This window comes from Acidovorax sp. GW821-FHT10A04 (assembly GCF_059415825.1).
Map to the genome: position 1 here is coordinate 75,056 of NZ_JBWKNZ010000021.1, position 24,023 is coordinate 99,078.

Here is a 24,023-nt window from a genome sequence, read left to right on the forward strand (position 1 = left end):
CCATGAACAGCGGCAGCGACGACGTCAACGCCCTGGCCCGCGACCAGGTGCGCAGGGCCCTGACCGCCGCGAAGAACGACAAGCGCTGGGGCTGGCAGGAGGTGTCGGAGCTGCTCACCGAGCTGGGCATCGACCAGACCCCGAACAACCTGACCACCAAGCAGAGCCGGGGCGCCTTCAAGGCGTCCGACTTTCTGCTGCTGCTGCGCAGCATGGGCGTGACGCAGCTGGACCTGTCCACGCTGGAGATCCCCGGCCTGGCGCCGGCCACCCGCAAGGTGGAGGCCAACAAAAAGGCACGACTGACCAAACCTGGATAGGCCTATTGGCTTTCTGAAAAGGAAGACAATCCGGTTTTTGCCATGTACCGGGGCCCACAACCCCCACCGCCTCACCAGCCCCACCGGGCAAGGCCAGGCCTCCACCCCCCACACCATGGCACCCATGGCATCAAGGTTGGATCCCATGCAATCAACGCATTAACCCTCACTCCGACAGCTCTCTCCTTGGAGTAAGCTCATTTTCGGCATTTGCTGAGAATCTCCTGCAGGATTTCCGTATGACACAGAACCTTTCCGCTGCCGAAGAGGCATTGCGCGACGCGGCCCGCGAATACCATCGCAACCCCAGCCGGGGCAAGATCGCCGTCACCCCCACCAAGCCCCTGTCCAACCAGCGCGACCTGTCGCTGGCGTACTCGCCGGGCGTGGCCTATCCGTGCCTCGATATCGAGGCCGACCCGTCCAAGGCCTTCGACTACACCTCGCGCGGCAACCTCGTGGGCGTGATCACCAACGGCACGGCCGTGCTGGGCCTGGGCGACATCGGCCCCCTGGCCAGCAAGCCGGTGATGGAGGGCAAGGGCTGCCTGTTCAAGAAGTTCGCCGGCGTGGATGTGTTCGACATCGAGCTGGCCGAGCGCGACCCGGACAAGCTGGTCGAGATCATCGCGGCGCTGGAGCCCACGCTGGGCGGTATCAACCTCGAGGACATCAAGGCACCCGAGTGCTTCTACATCGAGAAGAAGCTGTCGGACCGGCTGAACATTCCCGTCTTCCATGACGACCAGCACGGCACGGCCATCATCTCCAGCGCTGCGCTGCTCAACGGCCTGGAGCTGGTGGGCAAGGAGATCGGCGCGGTGAAGATCGCCGTCTCGGGCGCGGGCGCCGCGGCCATTGCCTGCGTGGACGTGATGGTGGGCCTGGGCGTGAAGCGCGAGAACGTCTTCATGGTGGACTCCAAGGGCGTGATCTACGACGGCCGCCCCGGCGGGCTCGATGCCTCCAAGCAGCGCTACGCGCAAAAGACCGAGGCACGCACCCTGGCCGACGTGGTCAACGGTGCCGACGTGTTCCTGGGCTGCTCGGCCGCTGGTGTGCTCACGGCCGAGATGGTCAAGACCATGGGCACGAAGCCCATCATCCTGGCGCTGGCCAACCCCGAACCCGAGATCCGCCCCGAACTGGCCAAGGCCGTGCGGCCGGACTGCATCATCGCCACGGGCCGCTCGGACTACCCGAACCAGGTCAACAACGTCCTGTGCTTCCCCTACATCTTCCGCGGCGCACTGGACTGCGGCGCAACCAAGATCACCGAGGCCATGAAGCTGGCCTGCGTGCGCGAAATCGCCGACCTGGCCAAGGCCGACGTCAGCGAAGAGGTGGCCAGCGCCTATGCCGGCAAGGAGCTCACCTTCGGCCCCGACTACCTGATCCCCACGCCGTTCGACTCGCGCCTGATCCTCAAGATCGCGCCCGCCGTCGCCAAGGCGGCGGCAGAGTCGGGCGTGGCCACACGCCCCATCACCGACATGGAGGCCTACAAGGAGGCCCTGTCGCGCTTCGTCTACCAGACCGGCATGCTGATGCGCCCGGTGATCACCGCGGCCAAAGCCCTGCCCGAAGGCAACAAGCGCGTGGCCTACGCCGATGGCGAGGACGAGCGCGCGCTGCGTGCCGCGCAGATGGTGATCGACGACAAGATCGCCCACCCCATCCTCATCGGCCGCCCTGCCGTGATCGCCGCCCGCATCGAGAAGGCCGGCCTGCGCATGCAGCTGGGCAAGGACGTCGAGGTGTGCAACCCCGAGGATGACCCGCGCTTTCGCCAGTACTGGGAGCACTACCACAGCCTCATGAAGCGCGATGGCGCCACGCCCGAAGTGGCCAAGGCGTCCGTGCGCCGCTCCAACACCATCATCGCCTCGCTGATGGTGGCGCTGGGCGATGCCGACGCCATGATCTGCGGCCTGGTGGGCACCTACGAGACCCACCTGGAACGCATCCACAGCATCCTGGGCCGCCAGGAGGGCGTGAACGACTACGCCGCGCTCAATGCGCTGATGACCAACCGCGGCACGCTGTTCATTGCCGACACGTACGTGAACGAGAACCCCACGGCGCAGCAGCTGGCCGACATCGCCTGGATGTCGGTGCAGGAGGTGCAGCGTTTCGGGTTGCCGGCCAAAGTGGCCTTCCTGTCGCACTCGAGCTATGGCTCGTCCAAGCGCCCATCGGCCCGCAAGATGCGCGAGGCACGCGACCTGTTCGTGGCCGCCCACCCCGACATCGAGTGCGACGGCGAGCTGCACGGCGACGCCGCGCTGGAGCCCAACATCCGCAATGCCTACATGGCGGACTCCACGCTCACCGATTCGGCCAACCTGCTGATCTGCCCCAACCTGGATGCGGCCAACATCCTCTACAACGTGCTCAAGACCACGACCAGCGGCGGCGTGACCGTGGGCCCCATCCTCATGGGCGGTGCGGCCACGGCCTATATCCTGACCCCCGCGGCGACGGTGCGCCGGGTGTTCAACATGACTGCCCTGGCCGTTGCCAGCGCAGCCACGCGCGCGCGCTGATCTGCTGCAGCAGCGCCCACAAAAAAAGAGGCCCTCGGGCCTCTTTTTTTTCGAGCCGCCGTGCGGGCTCAGCGTACTGACACGTCCACGTAGTTGGCCACCGGCGGCAGGTGCTCCACGAGCCAGTCGGCATCGAGCTGCAGGGCCTTGGTCACCTCGGCCGGCAGGCTGGCGATAGTGTCGGCGGGGGACTTGGGTTCTTCGAGCCCGATCTCGGCCAGCAGCGTGGCCACATGCAGGATGCCGCCCAGGCGGCAGAACGGGGCGGAGGCCACGGGGTCCTCGGCCGTCTCCAGCGCGCGCACGATGGTGTCGGGAAAGCGCCAGCGCCGCGCCAGTTCGCCGGTGACCTGGGCCTCGGTGAAGCCCAGCAGGGATCGCTCGCGCTCCCAGCGGCCGCCCGCGTGGTGCGGCAGTTGCTCGATGGCGGGGATCTGCTCGGGCATCTTCTGCGCAATGATGAGCTCGCCCAGGCGCACCAGGAAGCCGGCGAGCCAGGACTCCTGCACGTCCGAGCCCAGGGTGCGCGCCAGCCACTGCGAGTAGCCGGCGATGGCCATGCTTTCCTTCCAGAAAGCCTCGGCGTCCACGCCCTGCGCGTCCTTGAACACGCCGGACATGCACGACGCCAGGGCCAGCGTGCGCACCTGGTTCAGGCCCACCATGGTGATGGCGTCGTCGAGCGAGGCCACCTGGCGCGGCAGGCCGAAGCGCGCACTGTTGGCCAGGCGGATGAGCTTGGCCGTGAGGGCCGGATCCTTGGAGATCGCCCCGCGCACTTTCTCGAAGGGGATGTCGTCGTCCTTCATGGTGGCGATCAGCTCGCGCGCCACGTCGGGGATGGTGGGCAACTGCACGTTCTCGAAGAATTCCTGGATATTCGCCATGGGGCTCCCTCCTTGTCCGTTGGATTCGAATGGACTTTCGTTGTACCACTGGCACGCCGACCGTGGGTGCGCGTTTGCCCCAATGTGCGCACCGGCCTGGTGAATCGACGATGTACCACCGTGGTATGCACTGCTGGTGCACCATTTCGGGAAAGCCTCTAGAAGGGCGTGCACCAATCTGGCGAACAATAGGCTCCATCCCGCCTTGGCGCTCCTGAAAGCGGGCATCGTTTTTGCTGACTCCCCACCAAGGCACGGGGGCGGTGCATCCGGACCGCCAGCGCATGTGCGCAACTTCCCCTGCCGTCTTCTGACAGGAATCCACCTATGAACAAACGATCCCTCCTGCAAGCCGCCGCGCTGCTGGTCGCTGCTGGCAGCTTCTCCGTCGCCCATGCACAGGCCACCACGCCCATCAAGTTCCAGCTCGACTGGCGCTTCGAGGGCCCCGCTGCCCTGTTCCTGCAGCCCGTGGCCAAGGGCTATTTCAAGGCAGCAGGCCTGGATGTGACGGTGGATGCAGGCAACGGTTCGGGTGGCGCCGTGCAGCGCGTGGCCTCGGGCACCTACGACATGGGCTTTGCCGACCTGGCCGCGGTGATGGAATTCCACGCCAACAACCCCGACGCGCAGAACAAGCCCGTGGCGGTGATGATGGTCTACAACAACACCCCGGCCTCGGTCATGGCGCTCAAGAAGAGCGGCATCACCAAGCCGGCCGACCTGGCGGGCAAGAAGCTCGGTGCCCCGGTGTTCGACGCCGGCCGCCGCGCCTTCCCGATCTTCCAGAAGGCCAATGGCGTGGGCAACGTGCAGTGGACCGCCATGGACCCACCGCTGCGCGAAACCATGCTGGTGCGCGGCGACGTGGACGCCATCACCGGCTTCACCTTCACCTCGCTCTTGAACCTGGAGGCGCGCGGCGCCAAGGCCGCCGACGTGGTGGTGCTGCCCTATGCCGACTTCGGCGTGAAGCTGTACGGCAACGTGATCATCGCCTCGCCCAAGCTCATCAAGGAGAACCCCGAGGCGATCAAGTCCTTCCTGAAGGCCTTCACCAAGGGCGCCAAGGAAGTCATGGCCAACCCGGCTGCCTCTATCGAGCATGTGAAGGCCCGTGACGGCATCGTCAACGTGCCGCTGGAAACCCGCCGCCTGCAGCTGGCCATAGACACCGTGATCAACAGCCCCGACGCGCGCGCCGAAGGCTTTGGCAAGGCCGTGCCCGGCCGCCTGTCGCTGATGGCATCGCAGGTGTCCGACGCCTTCAACACCAAGACCCGCGTGAAGGCCGACGACGTGTGGACCGACAGCTTCCTGCCCCCCGCAGCCGAGCTGAACATCCTGCCCAAGAAGTGACCCCGCGGCCAGCGGCGTGCCGCTGGCTGATGCATTCCCTCCCCCGGCCCGCCCGCCCCGCCGCAGTGTCGGGCTGGCGGGCCCAGCCCCACAAGAACACCATCCAATGACGGCTGCCGATTCCTATTTCGTGGACTTTCGTGACGTCTGGCTCGCCTACAACGACGAGCTGCTCGCCCAGAACCACTTCGCTGTCGAAGCCATCGACCTGCAGGTCCGCCAGGGCGAGTTCATCGCCATCGTCGGGCCTTCGGGCTGCGGCAAGTCGACCTTCATGAAGCTGGCCACGGGCCTGAAGATGCCCTCGATGGGCAAGATCCTGATCGACCGCCAGCCCGTGACCGGGCCGCTCAAGATCTCGGGCATGGCCTTCCAGGCGCCTTCGCTGCTGCCCTGGCGCACCACGGTGGACAACGTGCTGCTGCCGCTGGAGATCGTGGAGCCCCACCGCAGCAACTTCAAGCAAAAGCGCAAGGAGTACGAAGCCCGCGCCCGCGCCCTGCTGCAGAAGGTGGGCCTGGGTGGGTATGAGGACAAGTTCCCCTGGCAGCTGTCGGGTGGCATGCAGCAGCGCGCCAGCATCTGCCGCGCGCTGATCCACGAGCCCAAGATGCTGCTGCTGGACGAGCCCTTCGGCGCGCTCGACGCCTTCACGCGCGAAGAGCTGTGGTGCATTCTGCGCGACCTGCAGGCCGAGCAGAAATTCAACGTGATCCTGGTGACGCACGACCTGCGCGAGTCGGTCTTTCTGGCCGACACGGTGTACGTGATGAGCAAGAGCCCCGGCCGCTTCGTGGTGCGCCGCGACATCGAGCTGCCACGCCCGCGCGACCTGGAGATCACCTACACCAAGGAGTTCACCGACATCGTGCACGAGCTGCGCGGCCACATTGGGGCCATGCGCAAGGCCGGCGCGCCCATCCAGCAATAGATAAGCATCCAGACACACCATGCACAAGAAAACCGCGGAACGCTGGTCCCCCTGGATCCTGCTCGTCGCCATCGTCCTGCTGTGGCAGATCATCTGCTCGGCCTTCAACGTCTCGGAATTCATCTTCCCCAGCCCCTGGGCCATCGGCGTGCAGCTGGTGGAGTTTGCCGGCGTCATCGCCGCACACGCCTGGCGCACCTTCTGGGTCACCATGGCGGGCTTTGGCCTCGCCATCGTGGTCGGCGTGCTGTTGGGCTTTCTGATCGGCAGCTCGCGCCTGGCGTATGCCGCCGTGTACCCGCTGATGACCGCCTTCAACGCCCTGCCCAAGGCGGCCTTCGTGCCCATTTTGGTGGTGTGGTTCGGCATTGGCGTGGGGCCGGCCATCCTCACGGCCTTCCTCATCAGCTTCTTCCCGATCATGGTGAACATCGCCACCGGCCTGGCCACGCTGGAGCCCGAGCTGGAAGACGTGCTGCGCGTGCTGGGCGCCAAGCGCTGGGACGTGCTCACCAAGGTGGGCCTGCCGCGCTCCATGCCGTACTTCTACGGCTCGCTCAAGGTGGCGATCACCCTGGCCTTCGTGGGCACCACGGTGTCGGAGATGACCGCCGCCAACGAAGGCATCGGCTACCTGCTGATCAGCGCGGGCTCGTCCATGCAGATGGGCCTGGCCTTTGCCGGCTTGATGGTGGTGGGCGCCATGGCCATGGTGATGTACGAGCTGTTCAGCTGGGTCGAAAAGCGCACCACGGGCTGGGCACACCGCGGATCCCAGGGTGAATAACACGATGGCGTTGGGCGAAGCCCAGGCCGCGACCCTGCTGCGCCGCGCCAACGCCGTGGCGCAGCGCGCCATGGGCATGGGCCGCCACCCCTTTGGCGCCCTGCTGGTCGCGCCCGACGGCGAGACCGTGCTGGCCGAGCAGGGCAACATCGACACGGTGAACCATGCCGAGAGCACGCTGGCGCGCACGGCGGCGGCCAACTACCCGGGGGCCTACCTGGCGCAGTGCACACTGGTCACGACGTTCGAGCCCTGCGCCATGTGCGCGGGCACCATCTACTGGGCCGGCATCGGCCGGGTGCTCTACGGCGCCGAAGAGTCGGCCTTGAAGGCATTGACCGGTGACCACCCCGAGAACCCGACACTGGACCTGCCCTGCCGCACGGTGTTTGCGGCCGGCCAGCGCGCCACCGAGGTGCTGGGCCCGGTGCCGGCGCTTGAAGCCGAGATCACGGCCTTGCATCGCGACTTCTGGCGCTGAGCCTGCCCAGGCCGACCCTGGCAGCAACGCCGGAAAGCGCCCGTCGATATACTCGCCGCCCTGTAACCACAGGATCTTTCGGCACCATGCGCCTGGACACTTTTTTGCACCCCCTGGCGCTTGCACTGGCCGTGGCCGGCCTGTCCGCATGCGGCGGCGGCACCACCCCCAGCCAGCCCACGGCAGCGGCTGCAGCACCAGCCACCACCACTACAGCCACAGCGCCAGCCCCCATCAAGGTCGGCATTGCCCTGGGCGGCGGCGCGGCCAAGGGCTTTGCGCACATCGGCGTGATCAAGATGCTGGAGGCCAATGGTTTTGCGCCCGCCGTCGTCTCGGGCACCAGCGCGGGCGCCGTGGTGGGTGCGCTGTACGCCAGCGGCATGAACGCCTTCGAGATGCAGGAAAAGGCCGTGGCGCTGGACGAAGCCAAGATCCGCGACCTGCAGTTTTCCACCGGCGGGCTGGTGCTGGGCAAGAAGCTCGAGGACTACGTCAACGAGCAGGTCGGCCGCAAGAGCCTGGAGCAGATGGCCAAGCCCTTCGTAGTGGTCGCCACGCGCCTGGAAGACGGCGAGCGCACCGTGTTCGCCCGCGGCAACACCGGCCAGGCCGTGCGTGCATCGAGCAGCGTGCCCGGCGTGTTCCAGCCCGTCACCATCGGCAAGTACCATTTTGTGGACGGCGGCATCGTGAGCCCCGTGCCCGTGGACGCCGCGCGCCAGCTGGGCGCCGACGTGGTGGTGGCCGTGGACATCTCGAACAAGGCCCGGGGCAAGTCGCCCGGCGACATGCTGGGCACCCTGGGCCAGTCCATCGCCATCATGGGCCAGAAGCTCGGCGAGGCCGAACTGACCCGCGCGGACGTGGTGATCCGGCCCCAGGTGCTGGACATCGGCCCCGCCGATTTCGCCCAGCGCGCCAGCGCCATTCTGGAAGGCGAAAAAGCCGCCCTGGCCGCTATGCCGCAGATCCGCGAGCGGATAGCTCAGTTGCATGCCGAGCGTGCGCGTGCTGCGCAATTGGCGCAGGAGAAGGTGCGGGAGGCGGAGTACAAGGCTTGTCTGGAGAAGCGGTCGAGTTTGCAGAAGTTGGCTGGGATGGCGGGGATGGGGGAAGGGTGTGTGGGGGCTCGATAGATTAGGGAGTGCGAGCCACCACCACCGGGGTACCGTGGAATTGATTTCAAGCAACAAGCTTGCGGCACAAGGGACCAATCCCTGTGCAGCTTTCCGAGCATCAAGTCATCGGTATCTGTAGCCGCTCGAAGAACGCGCGATTGCGTTTCTTGGCGTCGTTCAGCACTTTGTCATAGGAAACGATTTCTATGTAACAGCCTGCCGACTGGTGGTATCTGAAATAGCCCTCGTTATCAGGCGTCTTGACGAAGTCGTGAGTTTCGGCAATGGACTTGATTCGCGGCGTCAGGCTGCAAAGGATGTAGGCATAGAACGGAATAGTCCCGACATTAATAGTTTTGCCGTCCTTGTCCTTGGCTGTGCCTGCTTTGATTTTTCGGACGTAACGAAGAACCTGTTCCACGGGGTTTTCATCCTTTGCGGGGTACTCGTTGCGCTCGGGCCTCTTGAACTCGACGATGACAACCGACTGATATGGGCTCTTGGTCTCAGAAAACACACGTGCTGTGTTGAAGATAGCTAGGTCGGGTTCATCACCGCCCTTCGCATTTACAGCCTTTAGCCTGCTCATCGGGAGATCGGACGCCAGATACGAGTGATAGGCCAGCCGCTCATCAACGACCCACAAGTTCTGCCGCGAGAACTCGACATCTTCTGAGTCCGCCTGCATTGGATATATGAGACTGTGCACGAGGTCCTCGCGTGCGTAGGCACCAGAGTCCTGCACCTTTAACGCCGTATCCAGCATCTCCAGGATAGTGCGACGATGCACGACATACTTGGCAAGGGCTGCCTTGCCAAGCTCGTTCTCCTCATCCAGATACTGCTTGTACAGGGCCGCGTATTCAGGCGAGCCGACCGAGGTGTCGAGGGGGACCTTCTTGATTTCGGCCGCACGCTGGCGATGCTCAAGCTCAATGTCCTTCTGGGCTTTGTACAGCTCGACGTCGAGTTGGTCCCGTGAGATGTTGGCAGGAATGCGCTCCAACCTCTCGCGATAACGCTCCCGGAGCTGAAAGCGGTATTGCGGCGCATCTTGCTGAATGAAGTTCTCGATAATCTGGCGCTTTTCATCGCGCAGCTGGGTCGTGTACGGTTCGGCAACTTGCTTGAGCGCCTGGACTACTTCGCCATCGAGCTCCTCGCGCGTAATCTCATCGGGGAAGTCGAGGTCTGCCTCCTGCATAAACATGAAAGCAGTGCGCTCCGAGTTGACCTTGGCATCAAGATATGGGCCGGCCACGTAAGTGCGGAAGACGAACGGTTCGCCCTGATCATCTGTCAGACGCCCCTGCAGGTCGGGGATGGCCTTGCTGGCCTTCCACCCGATCACCTCGCGCTGATTGGCGCAGTAAGAGATAGTGTGGTTCTTGACCGCGCTCGACTGGTAACGCAACACGGTCACCTTAAAGTCGTTTCCCTTAAGTTTGAAGATGACCTCCTGAGCCCGCTCATTCGCCTCCTCAGCAAAGATGTAGTTCAGGCTGCAGGACTGGCCATCGGCGTCGTGCAGGGTAATTTGAGGACACTGGCCACCTACGAAGTGAATGAGCAGATGGTCGATGACCTTGTGGGCAATGGTCTCCAATGACTTAGGGAAGTGCTTCTCATATTCGGCACGGAGCCCGGTCAGCCTCACTGACGTTCGGCGTTCCTTGCTCTCGGCGTCGTTGACCTCCTCGCCTTCAACCCCTTCGGTCGTTACCACGAACCGAAAGGTCCGACGCATCCAGTCGCTGTCGTCCTGCAGGTAGGTGCTGTCGATGGCGGCTTCACGAAACACCTTTAGCCAAGTGAAGCGCCCGATACCCTTGTTGCCGCGCGTGACCTTTCGGGTTGAGTCGGACAAGAAAAAGGCGCGGACGTTGCCATCATTGAAACCGGCGCCGTTGTCGACAATCGTGACATCCCGAATAGCGGCCATTGCCGTCTCTTCGCTGCCAGCCAATGCCACCTGCCGGGGCTCTCGCTCCAGATAAACGTCGATGCGGCCATCTGAAATACCAGCGTCTTCGATGGCCTCGATGGAGTTCACCAAGCATTCAAACAGCGGGATGAGCGGCTGGGTGACAGGCAACTGGAGATTGCGAATCCGTCCGACGATGTCCACCTGCATGGCTGGCCTCCCCCGTTTCTAGGTTCTTATAAGCGGTTGCTGCCTGCATGGTGCCACAACAGTTGGTGAATGTTAGCCAACTGATTGACGTACCTCCCTCTAGCAATGAAAGCCACCTTCAAGCGCTGCGTAGGTATCACTGGAAGAGCCGAGGTTTACCGGCGACAGCGAACCTCTGGGCGGTCATCGGAATGGCCGCCAGCGCATTGACTAGGCGCGCGAGGTAGCCAGCGCACAAGCCCCCGCCAAAAGGAGCGTATCTTTCGCCACCTACAGGTGATAAGCCATCGCGCGCAACGATATCTCGCCTTCATGGCACTGCATGTGGAAAAGATTGTGGGGCAACACGCCATTCGATTGGGATCCTCGCGCTTTCGCGATTCACACATTCGGCCGCATAGTCAGGCGTTCTCAGTGCGCTCTTCGTCCTCGTCGTCGATCAGCAAGAAGTCAGGGTCAACAACCCAAAGAGGCACTTTGAGGAGTGCCAAATCAGCTGCCCGGATGAAAACGTTCTCGCCATCACCGTCTTCAAAGTAGAAGCGCTGGTTACGCTCGACATTGATGTCCATATAGAAGAAGATCGTTCTGAAACAGCCTGCATCCTCTTCATCGCCCGGCTCTCCACGATCCATATCAACGGAGAACCTCACAGGGGTCAACAGATCAGCGAAGTATGCTTGCACGCCACCTGCTTCTTCCTCGTCGCTATCATTTTCATCCGACGAGCCCATCTCCCTTGCCTCATAGATGAAGTGACAGTAGAGACAATGTGCAAGGTTCAGCCCAATCCGTTCGTCCTTTGTATCGAACACAATAAAGCTCAACTCTTCGTCATCACCTGACTCGCTCTGAACCGCGCTAAACAGTCGTCGCTTTTCTTCCGGCTCCACGTAGAAGTCAAGCACATCGGACTGACCACGCAACTGAACGCGGAAGATCCAATAACGCGAATCGGCTTCTACACCTGTCGCTGCTACCCGTCCGTAGGTCTTATCGGCTGGAAGATATCTCGGCTCGCCTTCTTGTTCCTTCTTCATTGCCGTGAGTGCGCGAGCAGAACCTGGAAACAAGGTGGCCATGGTCACTTCCAGAGCTTTCGCTAGGCTTGTAGCCAGTTCGAGTCGGGCAGCAATCTTCCCTGTCTCTAGCCTTTGAATCTGCTGCTGACTTGTACCGGCCAGCTCTGCAAGTTGCGCTTGAGTTAGCCCACGCTTAGCGCGGTAGTACTTGATTTTGTTATCCATAGCTCCAACTTTACACTGATTTGTGTTTTAGACACCATTCTTCAGACCGGTCCATCACCAGCCCCCACGATATCGACCACACGCTCGACGCGCAGGCCAGGTGCGATGCCCGATGCGCCGTTGCGTTGCGCGTAGTAAGTGCCTGCAGGCCTAAGTTTGGCAACGACCTGCCTGGCGCCACGCTCCAAGTAGAAGACCGAGATTTCTTCGACCGTATGGCGGCCAGTGAGTTGGCTGCCTTTGGCCAGTCCAAGCAGCAAGCCGCCTCACCTTGCAACGGAATGCAAGGATGGGCCGGGCCCCTGCACATTCGCACCCGGCCGTGATAGAACCCCTTTCATCGCCACTGCTGAACAGAACTGCCATGCGCCATGCCGGCCCTTCCCTCCCACCCGACGTGCTGGCCGCACTCGATGCAGGCCAGCTCATCGAAGCCATCAAACGCCTGCGCGCCGCCACGGGCCTGGGACTCAAGGAGGCCAAGGACCTGATCGACGCGCACCAGCGTGGCGAAGCGGTGTCGGTGGCAGCCCGTGCGGCGCAGCCGGTGGATGGCAGCTTCCACGTGCCCGACGCCGTGCGCCAGGCCCTGGCCGAGGGCAACAAGATCGAGGCCATCCGCCTGCTGCGCGACCATGAGGGGCTGGGCCTGAAGGAGGCCAAGGAGCGGGCCGATGCGATCGAGCAGTCCATGGCCGAGCCGGCATCCATCGGCATGGGTGCGGGCACCACGGGCCTTTCGCCCGGCCAGCAGCCTAGCGGTGGCATAGGCAACTGGATCGTGGTGGCCGTGGTGCTGGTGGCGACTGTGGTTGCCTACCTGTGGATGCGCGGCGGGGCCTGAGCGAGCCCCGCGCGCGCGCCCCCCTCAATCAGTACTTGTTGGAAAAGTTGGCGCTGATGCGCTGGCGCAGGTATTCGGCGCCGGTGATGGGCGGGTACTTCTTGGCGGGGCCTTCGATGACGGCGTCTTCATTGGCCTGGCAGAAGAAGGCCAGGCTGTAGCGGGCGCCCTGGTACTCGTGCGGCAGGGGGTTGCGCACGCGGTGAAAATTGCTGGGCAGTTGGTCGTCGCTCCAGCGCGTGAGCATGTCGCCGATGTTGCAGGTGATCACGCCTTCGGCCGGCTCCACGCTGGTCCACTGGCGGCCTTCGGCCTCCTTGCCGGGCAGCACCTGCAGGCCGCCCTGGCCGGGGCGCTGGAACAGCAGGGTGAGGCAGTCGAAGTCGGTGTGGGCGCCGGCGCGCCACAGGCCCAGCTCGTCCTTGAGGGCAGGGTCCACCGCAAAGTAATGCAGCATGCGCAGCGTGCTCTGGTAGGTGGGCAGGTCGGGCTGGTGGGCGCGGGTGAAGAAGTCCGCATCAAAGCCCAGCTTGTAGGCAAAGCACGAGAGCAGGCGCATGCCCACCTCCCAGCACTGGCGCTCGAAGGCCAGGGTGGCGGCCTGGAAGCCGGGCAGCTCGGCCTCGGTGGGCCACAGGCCGGCCATGCGCGGGCGCGTGACCTGGTACGACTCTTTCTGGTCCGGCGTGCGCGTGGAGGGGCGGATCTGCGCCTTGTGCTCCCAGCCGGAGTTGCGCGACAGGGGCCACTGGGCCTTGGTGTCCTTGGGCTGGTCGAAGAAGGCCTGCGCCCGTGCAAACGCGGCGCGGATGTCCTCGATGGGGATGCCGTGGTTCGTCACCTGGAAGAAGCCGATGTCGACCGATGCGGCCCACAGCTGCTCGGCGATTTCTTCCTTGCGCTCGTCGAAGTTGGAGATGTCGATGCGGCGCACTTCGCGCGTGGAGGTCTCGCCGTCCATCGCGCCGCCCATGCGCGATTCTTTTTCGAGCTCGCCCAGCACGTCGGGGGCGACGGTGGGCTCGTAGACGGACGATGCCGTGGGGGTGGCAGTGGTGCTGCTGTGCATGGCGTGGTTTCCTCGTTGGATCAATGGCAAACAAGGCACACGGCAGGCCGCAGGCAGAAGAAGCGGCGCGGCGCCATGTGGCTCTTGAAGGGAACAATGGCAACGGCCCGCAGGCTGCGCGGGCCCTCAAAGGGCACGCGCACCGCACGCAAGCCGCCACCGGCTTCAAGAGCAATGACCCGCCAGCCGGTCCACGCAATGCGGATGGGCTGGACTGAACGCTTCTACTCTCAGTGCAAATGCTAGCAAACAGCAGGCCAGCAACACATTCGGGCGCCCCACAGGGAGGCACCACGGCGCCGCGTAGTTCCGGGGCCCCCACACTCACCAAACCAGGGCAGCAACGCACCAAGCCTGCGCAACACAGGTGCGTGCGCAGCGCTTGCCAACCCTTTTTGCACACGATGCACAGGCGGCCCCGCAGTGGCTTGCGCCAAGGCAAGGCACTGGCAAAAAGGGACCTGGGGCGCAGCCCAGCGCGGCGCTTTTGCGGCACCGGGCACGCTTTCTGCATCAGCCCCTGCCGAGTAGAAGCGTTCAGCGCTGCCACCTTTCTTTGCTGTTGGTGGCGCCCGGAAATTGCTCAGTTCGACCCGGTCCTGCGGCGGCACACGCCTGTGGGCCCGGGACATTCCACCGAACCTGGGCCACCGCCATGCTGATGCAACGCCGCCGCTTTCTCTCGACCACCCTCGCCTCCTCCATCGCCACCACGCTGGGCGCTGCCAGCCTGGCCGCGCCTGCCGTGGTGCATGCGCAGGGCGCGCTGACCCCACTCAAGTTCACGCTGGACTTTCGCGTGACCAGCCAGACCTCGCCCTTCTTCCTGGCGCAGGCCAAGGGTTACTTCAAGGACGAGGGCCTGGACGTGACCATCGACGTGGGCGCAGGCTCCGTGGCATCGATCACGCGCGTGGCCAGCGGGGCCTACGACATCGGGCTGGGCGACATCAGCTCGCTGGCCGAGTTCCACGCGCAGAACGGCGACACGCCGGTGCAGGCCATCTACCAGTACTACAACCGTGCGCCCTTCGTCATCATCGGCCGCAAGGATCGGGGCATCACCACCGACTTCCAGTCGCTCAAGGGCAAGAAGGTGGCTGCAGCCGCGGTGGAAGCCACGCGCCGCAGCTGGCCCATGGTGGCCCGCGCGCTCAAGACCCCGCCCGAGCTGTTCAGTTGGGTGACCACCGACTTCAGCGCGCGCGACAACGTGGTGGTGCGCGGCGATGTCGATGCCGCCACCTACTTCCACGACTCGGCCGTGTCGCTGTTCGCACGCGTGCCGCCCAAGGACCTGTCGGTGCTCGAATACAACAAGGCGGGCCTGAACCTGTATGGCAATGCCGTGCTGGCCGGCAAGCTGCTGCAGGAGAAGCCCGAGGTGGCCAAGGCCTTTTTGCGCGCCAGCAACCGCGCGCTGCGCGAGACGCTGGCCAACCCCGAGGCGGCGTTTGCCGCCATCAAGGCGCGCGAGGCCATCCTGAACATGGAGGTGGAGCGCGATCGCTGGGCCATCACGCGCCAGTACCTGCAGACGGCCGAATCGCAGGCCGTGGGCCTGGGCGGCGTGCAGGGCACCGTGCTGGCGCACCAGATCGAGGAGGTGGCGGCCGTGTTCAACCTGGCGCGCAAGCCTGCGCCCGAGCGGGTGTTCAACGCCGCCTTCCTGCCTGCGCTGGCCGACCGCAAGGTGGTGGCATGAACGGCGCCGCCCCGGTAGAGCTGCTGCCGCAGGAGGCAAGCATCGACGAGCGCGACGGCAAATACCTGCGCCAGGCCATCGCCCTGGCTGACAAGGCCCGCGCGCGCGGCAACCGGCCGTTTGGCGCCCTGATCGTGGCGGCCGACGGCCAGGTGCTGGCCGAGGCCTGGAACTCCACCGGCGAGAACGGCGACTGCACCGCGCACGCCGAGACCTCGGCCGTGCGCCTGGCCAGCCCGGTGCACGGCCGCGAGGCCTTGGCCGGGGCAACGCTGTATTCGTCGGCCGAGCCCTGCGTGATGTGCGCCGGCGCCATCTACTGGGCCAACATCGGGCGCGTGGTCTATGGCATCGACGCGGTGCGCCTGCGCGTGTTCCGCGGCGAGCGGCTGGACCAGCGCGATGCCGAACTGTTCTGCCGCGATGTGTTCAACAGCTCGCCCCATCCCATCGATTGCATAGGGCCGGCGCTGATCGAGGAATGCTCGACCTCGCACCAGGGCGCGTGGAAAACCTGAGGCCGGGCCCGGAAAGGCATGCATACATGTCACACATTGTTCGTGGCATGCCAAATGCATAGCGGTGGCAACAGCAACCGATCATCCTGACGGAGACACCCATGCATGCCCTGATGGCCGCCGTGCCGCACCACCAGTTCGACGACCCTGCCGACATCGACGACACCGATGGCACCTACCTGCGCAAGGCCATCGCCTGGTCGTGCACGGCGCGGGCGCGCGGCAACCGGCCCTTCGGGGCGATTATCGTGGGGGCCGATGGGGAGCTGCTGGCCGAGGCCTACTGCAATGCCACCGAAACGGGCGATTGCACCGGCCACGCCGAGACCAATGCGGTGCGCCAGCTCAGCCCGCGCGTGGGCCGCGATGCGCTGGCCCAGGCCACGCTGTATTCGTCGGCCGAGCCCTGCGTGATGTGTGCGGGCGCGATCTTCTGGTCGGGCATCGGGCGGGTGGTGTTCGGCATCGACGCGGTGCGGCTGCGCGAGTTCCGCGGCGAGCGCGCGGAGCAGCGCGATGCCGAGCTGTCGTGCCGCGACGTGTTCGCCGCATCGCCGCACGCCATCGAGTGCATTGGCCCAGCTCTGCTCGAAGAGGCGAGTGCCCCCCATGTCGGCTTCTGGAAATCGTGAGCGACCAGCGACAATCCCCGCCATGCCGCCCAAAGCCCCCTCCGTGACCGAACCCGAAGCCGATGGCAGCAGCAATGTCTCTGGCGCCCTGCTCAGCCGCTCCAAGCAGGGGCGCGAGCGCATCCTGGGTGCGATCCGCGAGGCAGCGATTGCCGAGTTCAGCCGCCATGGTTTCAAGGGCGCATCCACCAAGGCCATTGCCGAGCGCGCGGGGCTGACCAAACCGCAGCTGCACTACTACATCGCCAGCAAGGAAGAGCTGTACGAGGAGCTGCTGTACTCGGTGCTCAACGGCTGGTCGGGTGCCTTCCAGTTCGACAGCCAGAGCGACGACCCGAAGAAGGTGCTGAGCACCTATGTGCGCAAGAAGCTCGACTACGCGCTGGACAACCCGGGCCTGTCGCGCATCTTCACCACCGAGGTGCTGGGCGGCGGGCGCAACCTGGGCCGGTACTGGCCCGTGGCCGTGAAGTCCACCCAGCAGAAGGTGGACCTGATCGACCGCTGGATCGCCGAGGGCCGCATGCGCCGGTTGGACGCGCGCCTCTTGCTCATGCAGATCTGGGGCATGACGCAGCACTACGCCGACTACGGCGTGCAGGTGCACATCATGCTGGGCCTGGCGCCTGAAGAAACCATCGACCGCGAACCCATCGTGCGCGAGCTCACCAATTTCGTGCTGCTGGGCTGTGGCCTGGCACCCGATTTCGCACCAGAGTGAACAGGCCTGCACGCTTGCGGGCGTAGCAGCAGCGCCCACACAGCGCCTTGACCCAGGGCAAGCCAGGCAACAGCCCCAAAAGCCCTGCTGGCACAGCATTTGCAATAGTTTGACCAATCGATCAAATCAAGTGGTCAAACATGCAAACCCCAGCCCCGGCAGCGCCGCTGCCCGCCACGGAACCGGCTTCTTTTGAACTGGTGCTTGCGCGCAGCCAGATGCGGCTGCCCGTGGAGCCCGGCGAAAGCATGGCCGATGTGCTGCAGCTCGCCGGCATCGCCATCGACACGCTGTGCGAACAGGGCGTGTGCGGCACCTGCGCCACGCGCTGGCTGGCCGGCGCGCCCGACCACCGCGACAGCTGCCTGAGCCCTGAGGAGCAGGCCACCCATGTGGCCGTGTGCTGCGCGCGCAGCCACGGGCCCACGCTCACGCTCGACCTTTGAAGAAGGAGCCCCCGCCATGCGCATCCTCGTGATCTATTGCCACCCGGTGGAGACCAGCTACAACGCGGCCCTGCATGCCGAGGTGGTGCAGCAGCTGCGCGGCGCCGGCCACGCGGTGGACGACTGCGACCTGTATGCCGAGGACTTCAACCCCGTGCTCAGCCGCGAGGAGCGCCTGGGCTACCACGAGGTGCCGAGCAACCGCCTGCCCGTGCAGGGCTATGTGGACCGGCTGATGTGGGCCGAGGCGGTGGTGTTCTGCTTTCCCACCTGGTGCTTCGGCATGCCGGCCATGCTCAAGGGCTTTTTCGACCGGGTGCTGATGCCCGGCGTGGCCTTCGACATCAGCGACCCGCACAACGTCAAGCCCTCGCTCACGCACATCAAGCGCATCTCGGCCGTGGTGACCTATGGCCGCCCGCGCTGGACGGCGCTGCTCATGGGCGACCCACCGCGCAAGTCCGTCACGCGCTACATGCGCCTGCTCACGGGCGGCAAGGCGCGCGTGGACTACCACGCCTACTACCACATGAACGTGGCCACGCCACCGCGGCTCGAGGCCTTCAAGGCCCGCGTGGGCCAGGCCATGGCGCGCTTTGCCTGAGGGGATCTTGTCCATGCACGCATCCAACGCCCCCGACCACCTGCTGCGCGCGCGGCTGCCGCGCTGGCTGCTGCCGCACCACTGGCCCACGCAAGGCAGCCAGCCCGAGCTGGCCGATGTGCACCTGGTGCAGGGCCGCGTCGAGTCCATCGCGCCGCACAGCCCCGCGCAAGCTGCCCCCGCAGGCGCTACCTGGGACCTGGCTGGCGCCCTGGTGCTGCCCGGCCTGGTGGACGCGCACACCCACCTGGACAAGGCCTTTACCCTGCCGCGCATGGGCACGGTGAAGCCTGGCCTGCTGGGCGCCATCGAGGCCATGATGGTGGACCGCCAGTGCTGGACCGAGGCCGACATCCGCGCCCGTGCCAGCCGCGCCCTGCAATGGGCGTACGAGGCCGGCACCGTGCACCTGCGCACCCACTGCGATTGGTGGGAGCCCGATGCGCAACCGCTCGCCTGGAATGTGCTGCGCAGCCTGGCGCACGAATGGGCCGGCCGCCTGCTGCTGGAGCGCGTCGCCCTGATCCCCCTGCACCTGTACACCGAACGCACCACCGCCATGCGGCTGGCCGCCACCGTGGCCGACAGCGGCCCGGGCGCGCTGCTGGGGGGCTTCGTGCATTCCACGAACTGGGACCCACAGGCCCTGCGCCACCTGTTCGAGGCCGCGCAGCACCACGGCCTGAACGTGGACCTGCATGTGGACGAGGAGCTGCACCCCGGCGCCCAGGGCCTGGCCACCACGGCCGCGCTGCTGCAGGAGCTGCGCTTCGAGGGCCACGTGGTCTGCGGCCACACCTGCGCGCTGGCCGCGCAGGACGAGGCCACCGCCCTGGCCACGCTGGACGCCGTGGCGCGCTGCCCCATCACCCTGGTCACCCTGCCCATCACCAACCTGCTGCTGCAGGACGCCACCACGGGCCGCACGCCGCGCCAGCGGGGCATCACCCTCATCAAGGAGGCGCGTGCGCGCGGCATTCCGGTACTGGTGGCCAGCGACAACATCCAGGACCCGTTCTGCCCCGTAGGCAGCCTGGACCCGCTGGAGGCCCTGGCCACCGGCGTGCTGGCGGCGCAGCTCGACGCGCCGTTCGACCGCTGGTCCGAGGCGCTGTGCCGCAGCGACTGGCTGCACCGCGGGCCCGATGCCCTGCCCTTGCAGCCCGGTATGCCGGCCGACCTGATCGTCTTCCAGCAGGCCGATGGCTGGGGCTTTCCATCGCGCACGCAGCAGCGCGTGGTGCTGCGCCAGGGCCGCGTCACCAGCGGCCATGCCAGCGCGGCGTGGCATGTGGCCAACGCCACCCCAGCCCCCTCCCCCATTCCTGACCGGAGCCTTGCATGACGACCGCTTCCACCACCCCCTCGGGCATTGCCCAGCCCCTGGCCCGCTATGCCGCCTGGCGCCGCGCGGGCGACCTGGTGTTCCTGTCCGGGATCATCGCCGTGGACCCTGCGGCCAGCCGCATCGTGCGCGGCTACGCCGACATCCCCGACGAAGCGGCCACGCTGATCGGCCGCACGGGCGAGTTCAGCAGCGACATCAAGGAGGGGCCCATCCTGGCGCAGAGCTGGTATGTGCTCGACCGCATCCGCCTGACCATCGAGGCCGCGGGCGGCCAGATGTCCGACGTGTTCAAGCTGGTGCAGTACTTCAAGCACCTGGACCACTTTCCCCAGTACAGCCGCGTGCGCAAGCTGTTCTTCCCGGGCGAGCCGCCGGCCTCCACCGTGGTGGAGGTCACCGGCATGCTGCCCACGGCCGACATCCTGATCGAGGTGGAAGCGACCGCCTACCTCCCCTTGCGCTGATCTCCACATCCCCCTTCACGAAAGACCCGCCCATGCTGCACGGCTACACCCCGCCCCACCGCTACCTGCCCTACCTGAGCTGGACCGAGATCGTCGACCTGCCGGACAAGGAGAACACCGTGATCGTGCTGCCCACGGGCGCCACCGAGCAGCACGGCCCGCACCTGCCCTGCGCGGTGGACACGGTGATCAGCGCGGGCGTGGTGGGCCATGCGCTGGCGCGCCTGCCCGCCGAGGTGCCGGCCTTTGCCATGGCACCCATCACCTACGGCAAGTCGGAGGAGCACCTGCACTTCCCCGGCACGGTCACCTTGAGCGGCGAGACCCTGCTGGCCACCATGAACGAGGTGGGCGAGTCGGTCTACCGCGCGGGCTTTCGCAAGCTGCTGTTCGTCAACGGCCATGGCGGCCAGCCGCAGGTGATGGAGATGTGCGCGCGCGAGCTGCGCCTGCGCCATGGCGACTTCATCGTGGTGCCCAGCTTCACCTGGCGCGTGCCGCACGTGGCGGGCAAGTATTTGTCGGAGCAGGAGAAGAAGCTGGCCATGCACGCCGGCCATGCCGAGACGGCGCTGATGCTGGCCCTGGCGCCCGACACCGTGCACATGGAACGCGCGGTGGTGAACTACCCGCCCGTGTTCGGCTCGCCCCTTCTGTCGCCCGACGGCCGCCCGGCCTGCGCCTGGAGCGCGCGCGACTTCGGGCCCAGCGGCATCATCGGCGACCCGCTGCCGGCCACGGCCGAGCAGGGCCACGCAATCCTCGACTCGCTGGCCGTGAGCTGGGCCGCCGCCATCACCGAGCTGCACCAGCTGCGCTGGGCCCCGCGCGCCGAAGCCACCTGGGGCCGCGCCAACCACACGGGCCATGTGGAGAGCTCCACCGCCCTGGCTTGAAACCTGCGAACGCAGCCGTATCCATCCCCCCTTTTCGTCCCTGTTCCCCCTCCACCACCTACCGGAGCACTGCCATGATGAAGAAGACCGCCTCCCGCCTTTCCAAACTTGGTGCAGCCGCACTGCTCGCTGTTGGTGCCGCCGGCACCATGCAGGCCCACGCGCAGGAAAAGTTCACCTACATGACCAACTGGTATGCGCAGGCCGAGCATGGCGGCTTCTACCAGGCGGTGGCCACGGGCCTGTACAAGAAGTACGGGCTGGACGTGACCATCAAGATGGGTGGCCCGCAGGTCAACATCGTGCAGATGATGGCGGCCGGCCAGGCCGAGTGCGTGATGGGATCGAGCGACCTGCAGATGATCCAGATGCGCGAGGGCGGCGTGCCCGTGACCACGGTGGCGGCCGTCTTCCAGAAAGACCCGCAGGTGCTGATCGCGCACGACGACGTGAAGAAGTTCGAGGACCTCAAGGGCAAGACCATCCTCATCGCATCGTCGGCCCAGCGCGGCTACTGGCCGTGGCTGAAGGCCAAGTACGGCTTCAACGACGCGCAGACGCGGCCCTATACCTTCAACATCCAGCCCTTCGTGGCCGACAAGAACACCGCCCAGCAGGGCTACCTGACGTCCGAGCCCTTCGCCATCGCCAAGGCCGGTGTGAAGGCCAACACCCTGATGTTCAGCGACCAGGGCTACCCCGCCTACGCCACCACGGTGAGCTGCATGGACAAGACCGTCAAGGAGCGCGGCACCGCCGTCGCCTCCTTCGTGAAGGCCACCATGGAAGGCTGGAAGAGCTACCTGGCCGACCCGGCCCCGGCCAATGCCCTGATCAAGAAGGACAACCCGAACATGACCGATGAGCAGCTGGCCTACAGCGTGGCCAAGCTCAAGGAGATGGGCATGGTGACGGGTGGCGACGCGGCCAGCATGGGCATCGGCGTGATGACCGATGCGCGCGCCAAGGCGAGCTACGACTTCCTGGTGGAGGCCAAGCTGATCGACCCGGCCAAGGTGAAGCTGGCCGATACGTACAGCACAGCCTTCGTCAAGGACCTCAAGGTTCTTCCGTAAGCCCACCCTGCCCTGAAACAGCGGCCCCGGCCCCGCGCGCAGCGGAGCGGGCCGCATCCATCGAAAGGCGACCCCATGCAGTCTGCTGAGCCCACCCCCGCCGACCCGACAACGACCCACCGCCCCACGCCCGCCGTGCAGGTGCTGTCGGCCGAGAAGACCTACCCCAACGGCACGCAGGCCTTGCTGCCGGTGGACCTGACCATCGAGGAAGGCGAGTTCGTCACCCTGCTCGGCCCCTCGGGCTGCGGCAAGAGTACGCTGCTGAAGATGGTGGCCGGCCTGCTGGAGCCCACCGATGGCCGGCTGCAGCTGTGGCACAAGCCCGTGGCGCAGCTGGAGGAAAGCGGCAAGAAGATGGCCTTTGTCTTCCAGTCGCCCACGCTCATGCCCTGGGCCAGCGTGCAGACCAATGTGCGCCTGCCGCTGGACCTGGCCGGCATGCCGCGCCAGGAGGCCGATGGCCGCGTGGCCGAGGCTCTGGCCCTGGTGGGCCTATCGAAGTTTGCCAATGCACTGCCGCGCGCCCTGTCGGGCGGCATGCAGATGCGCGTGTCCATCGCGCGCGGCCTGGTGACCCAGCCTGACCTGTTGCTGATGGACGAGCCCTTCGGCGCGCTCGACGAGATCACGCGCCACAAGCTCGATGCCGACCTGCTGGACCTGTGGCGCAAGAAGAAGCTGACGGTGATCTTCGTGACGCACTCGATCCACGAGGCGGTGTTCCTGTCGAGCCGCGTGGTGATGATGGCCGCGCGCCCCGGCCGCGTGGTCGAGGAGTTCCGCATAGCCGCGCCCTACCCGCGCACGGCGGACTTCATGGTCTCGCCCGAATTCAGCCGCTATGCCAAGCAGCTGCAGGACAGCCTGCTGCGCGCCAGCGCCGACACCGAGGAGACCGCAACATGAGCACCCCCTACCCTACTGCACCTGCAGCGCCCGCACCGGTCGAGCGCAGCGGGCAACCCGCCCGCGCCAAGGCGCCCAAGCCCGCCGCAACGCGCGTGCCCCTCATGGCCCAACCGCGCGTGCAGCGCGTGGTCTACCCGCTGCTCGTGGGTCTGGTGCTCATCGCGCTGTGGCAGGGCCTGGTCACGGCAATGGAGCTGCCGCCCTACCTGGTGCCCTCGCCCCTGCTCATGCTCAAGACGCTGTTCACCGACTGGGCGGCCCTGGGCGGATCGCTCTGGGTCACCGTCAAGATCACCGTGCTGGCCTTTGCCGTGGCCACGGTGGCCGGGGTGCTGATCTCGTTTCTGTTCGTGCAGAGCAAGCGCATCGAGACGGCGCTGTTCCCGTACGCCGTGCTGCTGCAGGTCACGCCCATCGTGGCGGTGGCGCCGCTGATCATCATCTGGGTGAAGGACCCGACCGCGTCGATGGTGATCTGTGCCGCGCTGGTGGCGCTGTTCCCCATCATCAGCAACACCACGCTGGGCCTGCGCAGCGTGGAGCCGGACCTGCAAAGCTACTTCAAGCTCAACCGCGCCACGCGCATGCAGACCCTGCTGCGCCTGCGCATTCCGAGCGCGCTGCCCTACTTCTTCGGCGGGCTGCGCATATCGAGCGGGCTGGCGCTGATCGGCGCCGTGGTGGCCGAATTCGTGGCCGGCACCGGCGGCCAGGGCGCGGGCCTGGCCTACCAGATCCTGCAGGCGGGGTTTCAGCTCAACATACCGCGCATGTTCGCTGCGCTGCTGCTGATCTCGCTGACCGGTGTCGCCTTGTTCGCCCTGATGGCCTGGGGTACCCGGCTGGCCCTGGGCAGCTGGCACGCCAGCGAAAACTCGCACGACTGAGCCCACCACCCACCCGGACCGCATCCATTTTTTGACACCGCGCACGCGTGGTGGGGGCTGCGCTTTGCCCGCCCCACGCCGCCCGCCG

At 65.8% G+C, this 24,023-nt stretch carries 25 protein-coding genes; 20 read left to right on the forward strand and 5 right to left on the reverse strand.

The genetic code is table 11. The annotated features are described in order from the left end of the window. Positions 1-2: 2 nt before the first annotated feature. The gene (locus tag AC07PF_RS30655) at positions 3-320 is read left to right on the forward strand and encodes a DUF6471 domain-containing protein (RefSeq protein WP_007861932.1); all 318 of its coding nucleotides are present in this window, start codon (positions 3-5) and stop codon (positions 318-320) included. 239 nt (positions 321-559) lie between these two features. Further along, a complete protein-coding gene (locus AC07PF_RS30660; RefSeq protein ID WP_494614423.1) occupies positions 560-2,866 on the forward strand; it encodes an NADP-dependent malic enzyme in 2,307 nt (768 codons plus the stop codon). A 68-nt stretch (positions 2,867-2,934) separates the two neighbouring features. On the opposite strand, the gene AC07PF_RS30665 is transcribed toward AC07PF_RS30660, so the two are convergent. After that, on the reverse strand, positions 2,935-3,753 hold the full coding sequence (locus AC07PF_RS30665; protein WP_145695183.1) for an HDOD domain-containing protein: 819 nt from the start codon (positions 3,751-3,753) through the stop codon (positions 2,935-2,937). Positions 3,754-4,080: 327 nt separating this feature from the next. Here AC07PF_RS30665 and AC07PF_RS30670 point away from each other — a divergent pair, with 327 nt between their 5' ends. The 5 genes from AC07PF_RS30670 (at position 4,081) to AC07PF_RS30690 (ending at position 8,450) form a co-directional block, all read left to right on the forward strand. Then, positions 4,081-5,112, forward strand: coding sequence for an ABC transporter substrate-binding protein (locus AC07PF_RS30670; RefSeq protein ID WP_494614424.1), 1,032 nt, complete (start codon positions 4,081-4,083; stop codon positions 5,110-5,112). A 106-nt stretch (positions 5,113-5,218) separates the two neighbouring features. After that, positions 5,219-6,043, forward strand: coding sequence for an ABC transporter ATP-binding protein (locus AC07PF_RS30675; protein ID WP_494605188.1), 825 nt, complete (start codon positions 5,219-5,221; stop codon positions 6,041-6,043). Between the two features lie 19 nt (positions 6,044-6,062). Next, entirely contained in the window at positions 6,063-6,830 is a 768-nt protein-coding gene (locus AC07PF_RS30680) for an ABC transporter permease (protein ID WP_007861943.1), read from the forward strand. Between the two features lie 4 nt (positions 6,831-6,834). Next, positions 6,835-7,311, forward strand: a complete 477-nt coding sequence (locus AC07PF_RS30685; RefSeq protein WP_494614454.1) for a nucleoside deaminase — start codon at positions 6,835-6,837, stop codon at positions 7,309-7,311. An 86-nt stretch (positions 7,312-7,397) separates the two neighbouring features. Next, positions 7,398-8,450 (forward strand): patatin-like phospholipase family protein, encoded by a 1,053-nt coding sequence (locus AC07PF_RS30690; protein WP_494614425.1) that lies wholly within the window; start codon positions 7,398-7,400, stop codon positions 8,448-8,450. A gap of 100 nt (positions 8,451-8,550) precedes the next feature. Here the strand turns inward: AC07PF_RS30690 and AC07PF_RS30695 are convergent, their stop codons facing one another. From AC07PF_RS30695 to AC07PF_RS30705, 3 genes are all read right to left on the reverse strand, one after another. Next, a complete protein-coding gene (locus AC07PF_RS30695; RefSeq protein ID WP_494614426.1) occupies positions 8,551-10,566 on the reverse strand; it encodes a hypothetical protein in 2,016 nt (671 codons plus the stop codon). Positions 10,567-10,967: 401 nt separating this feature from the next. After that, complete coding sequence (locus AC07PF_RS30700) at positions 10,968-11,813, reverse strand: helix-turn-helix transcriptional regulator (RefSeq protein WP_494614427.1); 846 nt, start codon at positions 11,811-11,813, stop codon at positions 10,968-10,970. 41 nt (positions 11,814-11,854) lie between these two features. Next, positions 11,855-12,073, reverse strand: a complete 219-nt coding sequence (locus tag AC07PF_RS30705) for a PfkB family carbohydrate kinase (protein WP_494614428.1) — start codon at positions 12,071-12,073, stop codon at positions 11,855-11,857. A gap of 104 nt (positions 12,074-12,177) precedes the next feature. On the opposite strand from AC07PF_RS30705, the gene AC07PF_RS30710 reads away from it, so the two are divergent. Further along, positions 12,178-12,657 carry a ribosomal protein L7/L12 gene (locus AC07PF_RS30710; protein WP_494614429.1) on the forward strand — a complete coding sequence of 160 codons (480 nt, stop codon included), beginning with the start codon at positions 12,178-12,180 and terminating at the stop codon, positions 12,655-12,657. Positions 12,658-12,685: 28 nt separating this feature from the next. On the opposite strand, the gene AC07PF_RS30715 is transcribed toward AC07PF_RS30710, so the two are convergent. Next, positions 12,686-13,630: an isopenicillin N synthase family dioxygenase gene (locus AC07PF_RS30715; protein ID WP_494614455.1), complete on the reverse strand. Its 945-nt coding sequence runs from the start codon at positions 13,628-13,630 to the stop codon at positions 12,686-12,688. Positions 13,631-14,387: 757 nt separating this feature from the next. Between AC07PF_RS30715 and AC07PF_RS30720 the strand changes: the two genes are divergently transcribed. From AC07PF_RS30720 to AC07PF_RS30775, 12 genes are all read left to right on the forward strand, one after another. Continuing rightward, on the forward strand, positions 14,388-15,431 hold the full coding sequence (locus tag AC07PF_RS30720) for an ABC transporter substrate-binding protein (protein ID WP_494614456.1): 1,044 nt from the start codon (positions 14,388-14,390) through the stop codon (positions 15,429-15,431). Then, the gene (locus tag AC07PF_RS30725; RefSeq protein WP_494614430.1) at positions 15,428-15,949 is read left to right on the forward strand and encodes a nucleoside deaminase; all 522 of its coding nucleotides are present in this window, start codon (positions 15,428-15,430) and stop codon (positions 15,947-15,949) included. The genes AC07PF_RS30720 and AC07PF_RS30725 overlap by 4 nt, the downstream gene beginning before the upstream one ends. 101 nt (positions 15,950-16,050) lie before the next feature. Further along, on the forward strand, positions 16,051-16,581 hold the full coding sequence (locus AC07PF_RS30730; protein WP_409961520.1) for a nucleoside deaminase: 531 nt from the start codon (positions 16,051-16,053) through the stop codon (positions 16,579-16,581). Positions 16,582-16,603: 22 nt separating this feature from the next. Next, the gene (locus AC07PF_RS30735; RefSeq protein ID WP_494614431.1) at positions 16,604-17,302 is read left to right on the forward strand and encodes a TetR family transcriptional regulator C-terminal domain-containing protein; all 699 of its coding nucleotides are present in this window, start codon (positions 16,604-16,606) and stop codon (positions 17,300-17,302) included. Positions 17,303-17,442: 140 nt separating this feature from the next. Next, positions 17,443-17,748, forward strand: coding sequence for a 2Fe-2S iron-sulfur cluster-binding protein (locus tag AC07PF_RS30740; RefSeq protein WP_494614432.1), 306 nt, complete (start codon positions 17,443-17,445; stop codon positions 17,746-17,748). Between the two features lie 16 nt (positions 17,749-17,764). Then, a complete protein-coding gene (locus AC07PF_RS30745) occupies positions 17,765-18,352 on the forward strand; it encodes an NAD(P)H-dependent oxidoreductase (protein ID WP_494614433.1) in 588 nt (195 codons plus the stop codon). A gap of 13 nt (positions 18,353-18,365) precedes the next feature. Next, the gene (locus AC07PF_RS30750) at positions 18,366-19,697 is read left to right on the forward strand and encodes an amidohydrolase family protein (protein ID WP_494614434.1); all 1,332 of its coding nucleotides are present in this window, start codon (positions 18,366-18,368) and stop codon (positions 19,695-19,697) included. Next, a complete protein-coding gene (locus AC07PF_RS30755) occupies positions 19,694-20,164 on the forward strand; it encodes a RidA family protein (protein WP_007858201.1) in 471 nt (156 codons plus the stop codon). Before AC07PF_RS30750 ends, AC07PF_RS30755 begins: the two co-directional genes overlap by 4 nt. A gap of 32 nt (positions 20,165-20,196) precedes the next feature. Further along, positions 20,197-21,060 (forward strand): creatininase family protein, encoded by an 864-nt coding sequence (locus AC07PF_RS30760; protein ID WP_494614435.1) that lies wholly within the window; start codon positions 20,197-20,199, stop codon positions 21,058-21,060. A 77-nt stretch (positions 21,061-21,137) separates the two neighbouring features. Next, a complete protein-coding gene (locus AC07PF_RS30765; protein WP_145695473.1) occupies positions 21,138-22,136 on the forward strand; it encodes an ABC transporter substrate-binding protein in 999 nt (332 codons plus the stop codon). A 75-nt stretch (positions 22,137-22,211) separates the two neighbouring features. Then, complete coding sequence (locus AC07PF_RS30770) at positions 22,212-23,045, forward strand: ABC transporter ATP-binding protein (RefSeq protein WP_494614436.1); 834 nt, start codon at positions 22,212-22,214, stop codon at positions 23,043-23,045. Then, positions 23,042-23,935, forward strand: a complete 894-nt coding sequence (locus AC07PF_RS30775; RefSeq protein WP_494614437.1) for an ABC transporter permease — start codon at positions 23,042-23,044, stop codon at positions 23,933-23,935. The genes AC07PF_RS30770 and AC07PF_RS30775 overlap by 4 nt, the downstream gene beginning before the upstream one ends. Positions 23,936-24,023: the final 88 nt, after the last annotated feature.

What these genes read in the sequence shown, in the direction of transcription:
- AC07PF_RS30655 (WP_007861932.1), top strand. Translation starts at nt 3, where the DNA reads ATGAACAGCGGCAGCGACGACGTCAACGCCCTGGCCCGCGACCAGGTG.
- AC07PF_RS30660 (WP_494614423.1), top strand. Translation starts at nt 560, where the DNA reads ATGACACAGAACCTTTCCGCTGCCGAAGAGGCATTGCGCGACGCGGCC.
- AC07PF_RS30665 (WP_145695183.1), bottom strand. Translation starts at nt 3,753, where the DNA reads ATGGCGAATATCCAGGAATTCTTCGAGAACGTGCAGTTGCCCACCATC.
- AC07PF_RS30670 (WP_494614424.1), top strand. Translation starts at nt 4,081, where the DNA reads ATGAACAAACGATCCCTCCTGCAAGCCGCCGCGCTGCTGGTCGCTGCT.
- AC07PF_RS30675 (WP_494605188.1), top strand. Translation starts at nt 5,219, where the DNA reads ATGACGGCTGCCGATTCCTATTTCGTGGACTTTCGTGACGTCTGGCTC.
- AC07PF_RS30680 (WP_007861943.1), top strand. Translation starts at nt 6,063, where the DNA reads ATGCACAAGAAAACCGCGGAACGCTGGTCCCCCTGGATCCTGCTCGTC.
- AC07PF_RS30685 (WP_494614454.1), top strand. Translation starts at nt 6,835, where the DNA reads ATGGCGTTGGGCGAAGCCCAGGCCGCGACCCTGCTGCGCCGCGCCAAC.
- AC07PF_RS30690 (WP_494614425.1), top strand. Translation starts at nt 7,398, where the DNA reads ATGCGCCTGGACACTTTTTTGCACCCCCTGGCGCTTGCACTGGCCGTG.
- AC07PF_RS30695 (WP_494614426.1), bottom strand. Translation starts at nt 10,566, where the DNA reads ATGCAGGTGGACATCGTCGGACGGATTCGCAATCTCCAGTTGCCTGTC.
- AC07PF_RS30700 (WP_494614427.1), bottom strand. Translation starts at nt 11,813, where the DNA reads ATGGATAACAAAATCAAGTACTACCGCGCTAAGCGTGGGCTAACTCAA.
- AC07PF_RS30710 (WP_494614429.1), top strand. Translation starts at nt 12,178, where the DNA reads ATGCGCCATGCCGGCCCTTCCCTCCCACCCGACGTGCTGGCCGCACTC.
- AC07PF_RS30715 (WP_494614455.1), bottom strand. Translation starts at nt 13,630, where the DNA reads ATGGGCGGCGCGATGGACGGCGAGACCTCCACGCGCGAAGTGCGCCGC.
- AC07PF_RS30720 (WP_494614456.1), top strand. Translation starts at nt 14,388, where the DNA reads ATGCAACGCCGCCGCTTTCTCTCGACCACCCTCGCCTCCTCCATCGCC.
- AC07PF_RS30725 (WP_494614430.1), top strand. Translation starts at nt 15,428, where the DNA reads ATGAACGGCGCCGCCCCGGTAGAGCTGCTGCCGCAGGAGGCAAGCATC.
- AC07PF_RS30730 (WP_409961520.1), top strand. Translation starts at nt 16,051, where the DNA reads ATGCATGCCCTGATGGCCGCCGTGCCGCACCACCAGTTCGACGACCCT.
- AC07PF_RS30735 (WP_494614431.1), top strand. Translation starts at nt 16,604, where the DNA reads ATGCCGCCCAAAGCCCCCTCCGTGACCGAACCCGAAGCCGATGGCAGC.
- AC07PF_RS30740 (WP_494614432.1), top strand. Translation starts at nt 17,443, where the DNA reads ATGCAAACCCCAGCCCCGGCAGCGCCGCTGCCCGCCACGGAACCGGCT.
- AC07PF_RS30745 (WP_494614433.1), top strand. Translation starts at nt 17,765, where the DNA reads ATGCGCATCCTCGTGATCTATTGCCACCCGGTGGAGACCAGCTACAAC.
- AC07PF_RS30750 (WP_494614434.1), top strand. Translation starts at nt 18,366, where the DNA reads ATGCACGCATCCAACGCCCCCGACCACCTGCTGCGCGCGCGGCTGCCG.
- AC07PF_RS30755 (WP_007858201.1), top strand. Translation starts at nt 19,694, where the DNA reads ATGACGACCGCTTCCACCACCCCCTCGGGCATTGCCCAGCCCCTGGCC.
- AC07PF_RS30760 (WP_494614435.1), top strand. Translation starts at nt 20,197, where the DNA reads ATGCTGCACGGCTACACCCCGCCCCACCGCTACCTGCCCTACCTGAGC.
- AC07PF_RS30765 (WP_145695473.1), top strand. Translation starts at nt 21,138, where the DNA reads ATGAAGAAGACCGCCTCCCGCCTTTCCAAACTTGGTGCAGCCGCACTG.
- AC07PF_RS30770 (WP_494614436.1), top strand. Translation starts at nt 22,212, where the DNA reads ATGCAGTCTGCTGAGCCCACCCCCGCCGACCCGACAACGACCCACCGC.
- AC07PF_RS30775 (WP_494614437.1), top strand. Translation starts at nt 23,042, where the DNA reads ATGAGCACCCCCTACCCTACTGCACCTGCAGCGCCCGCACCGGTCGAG.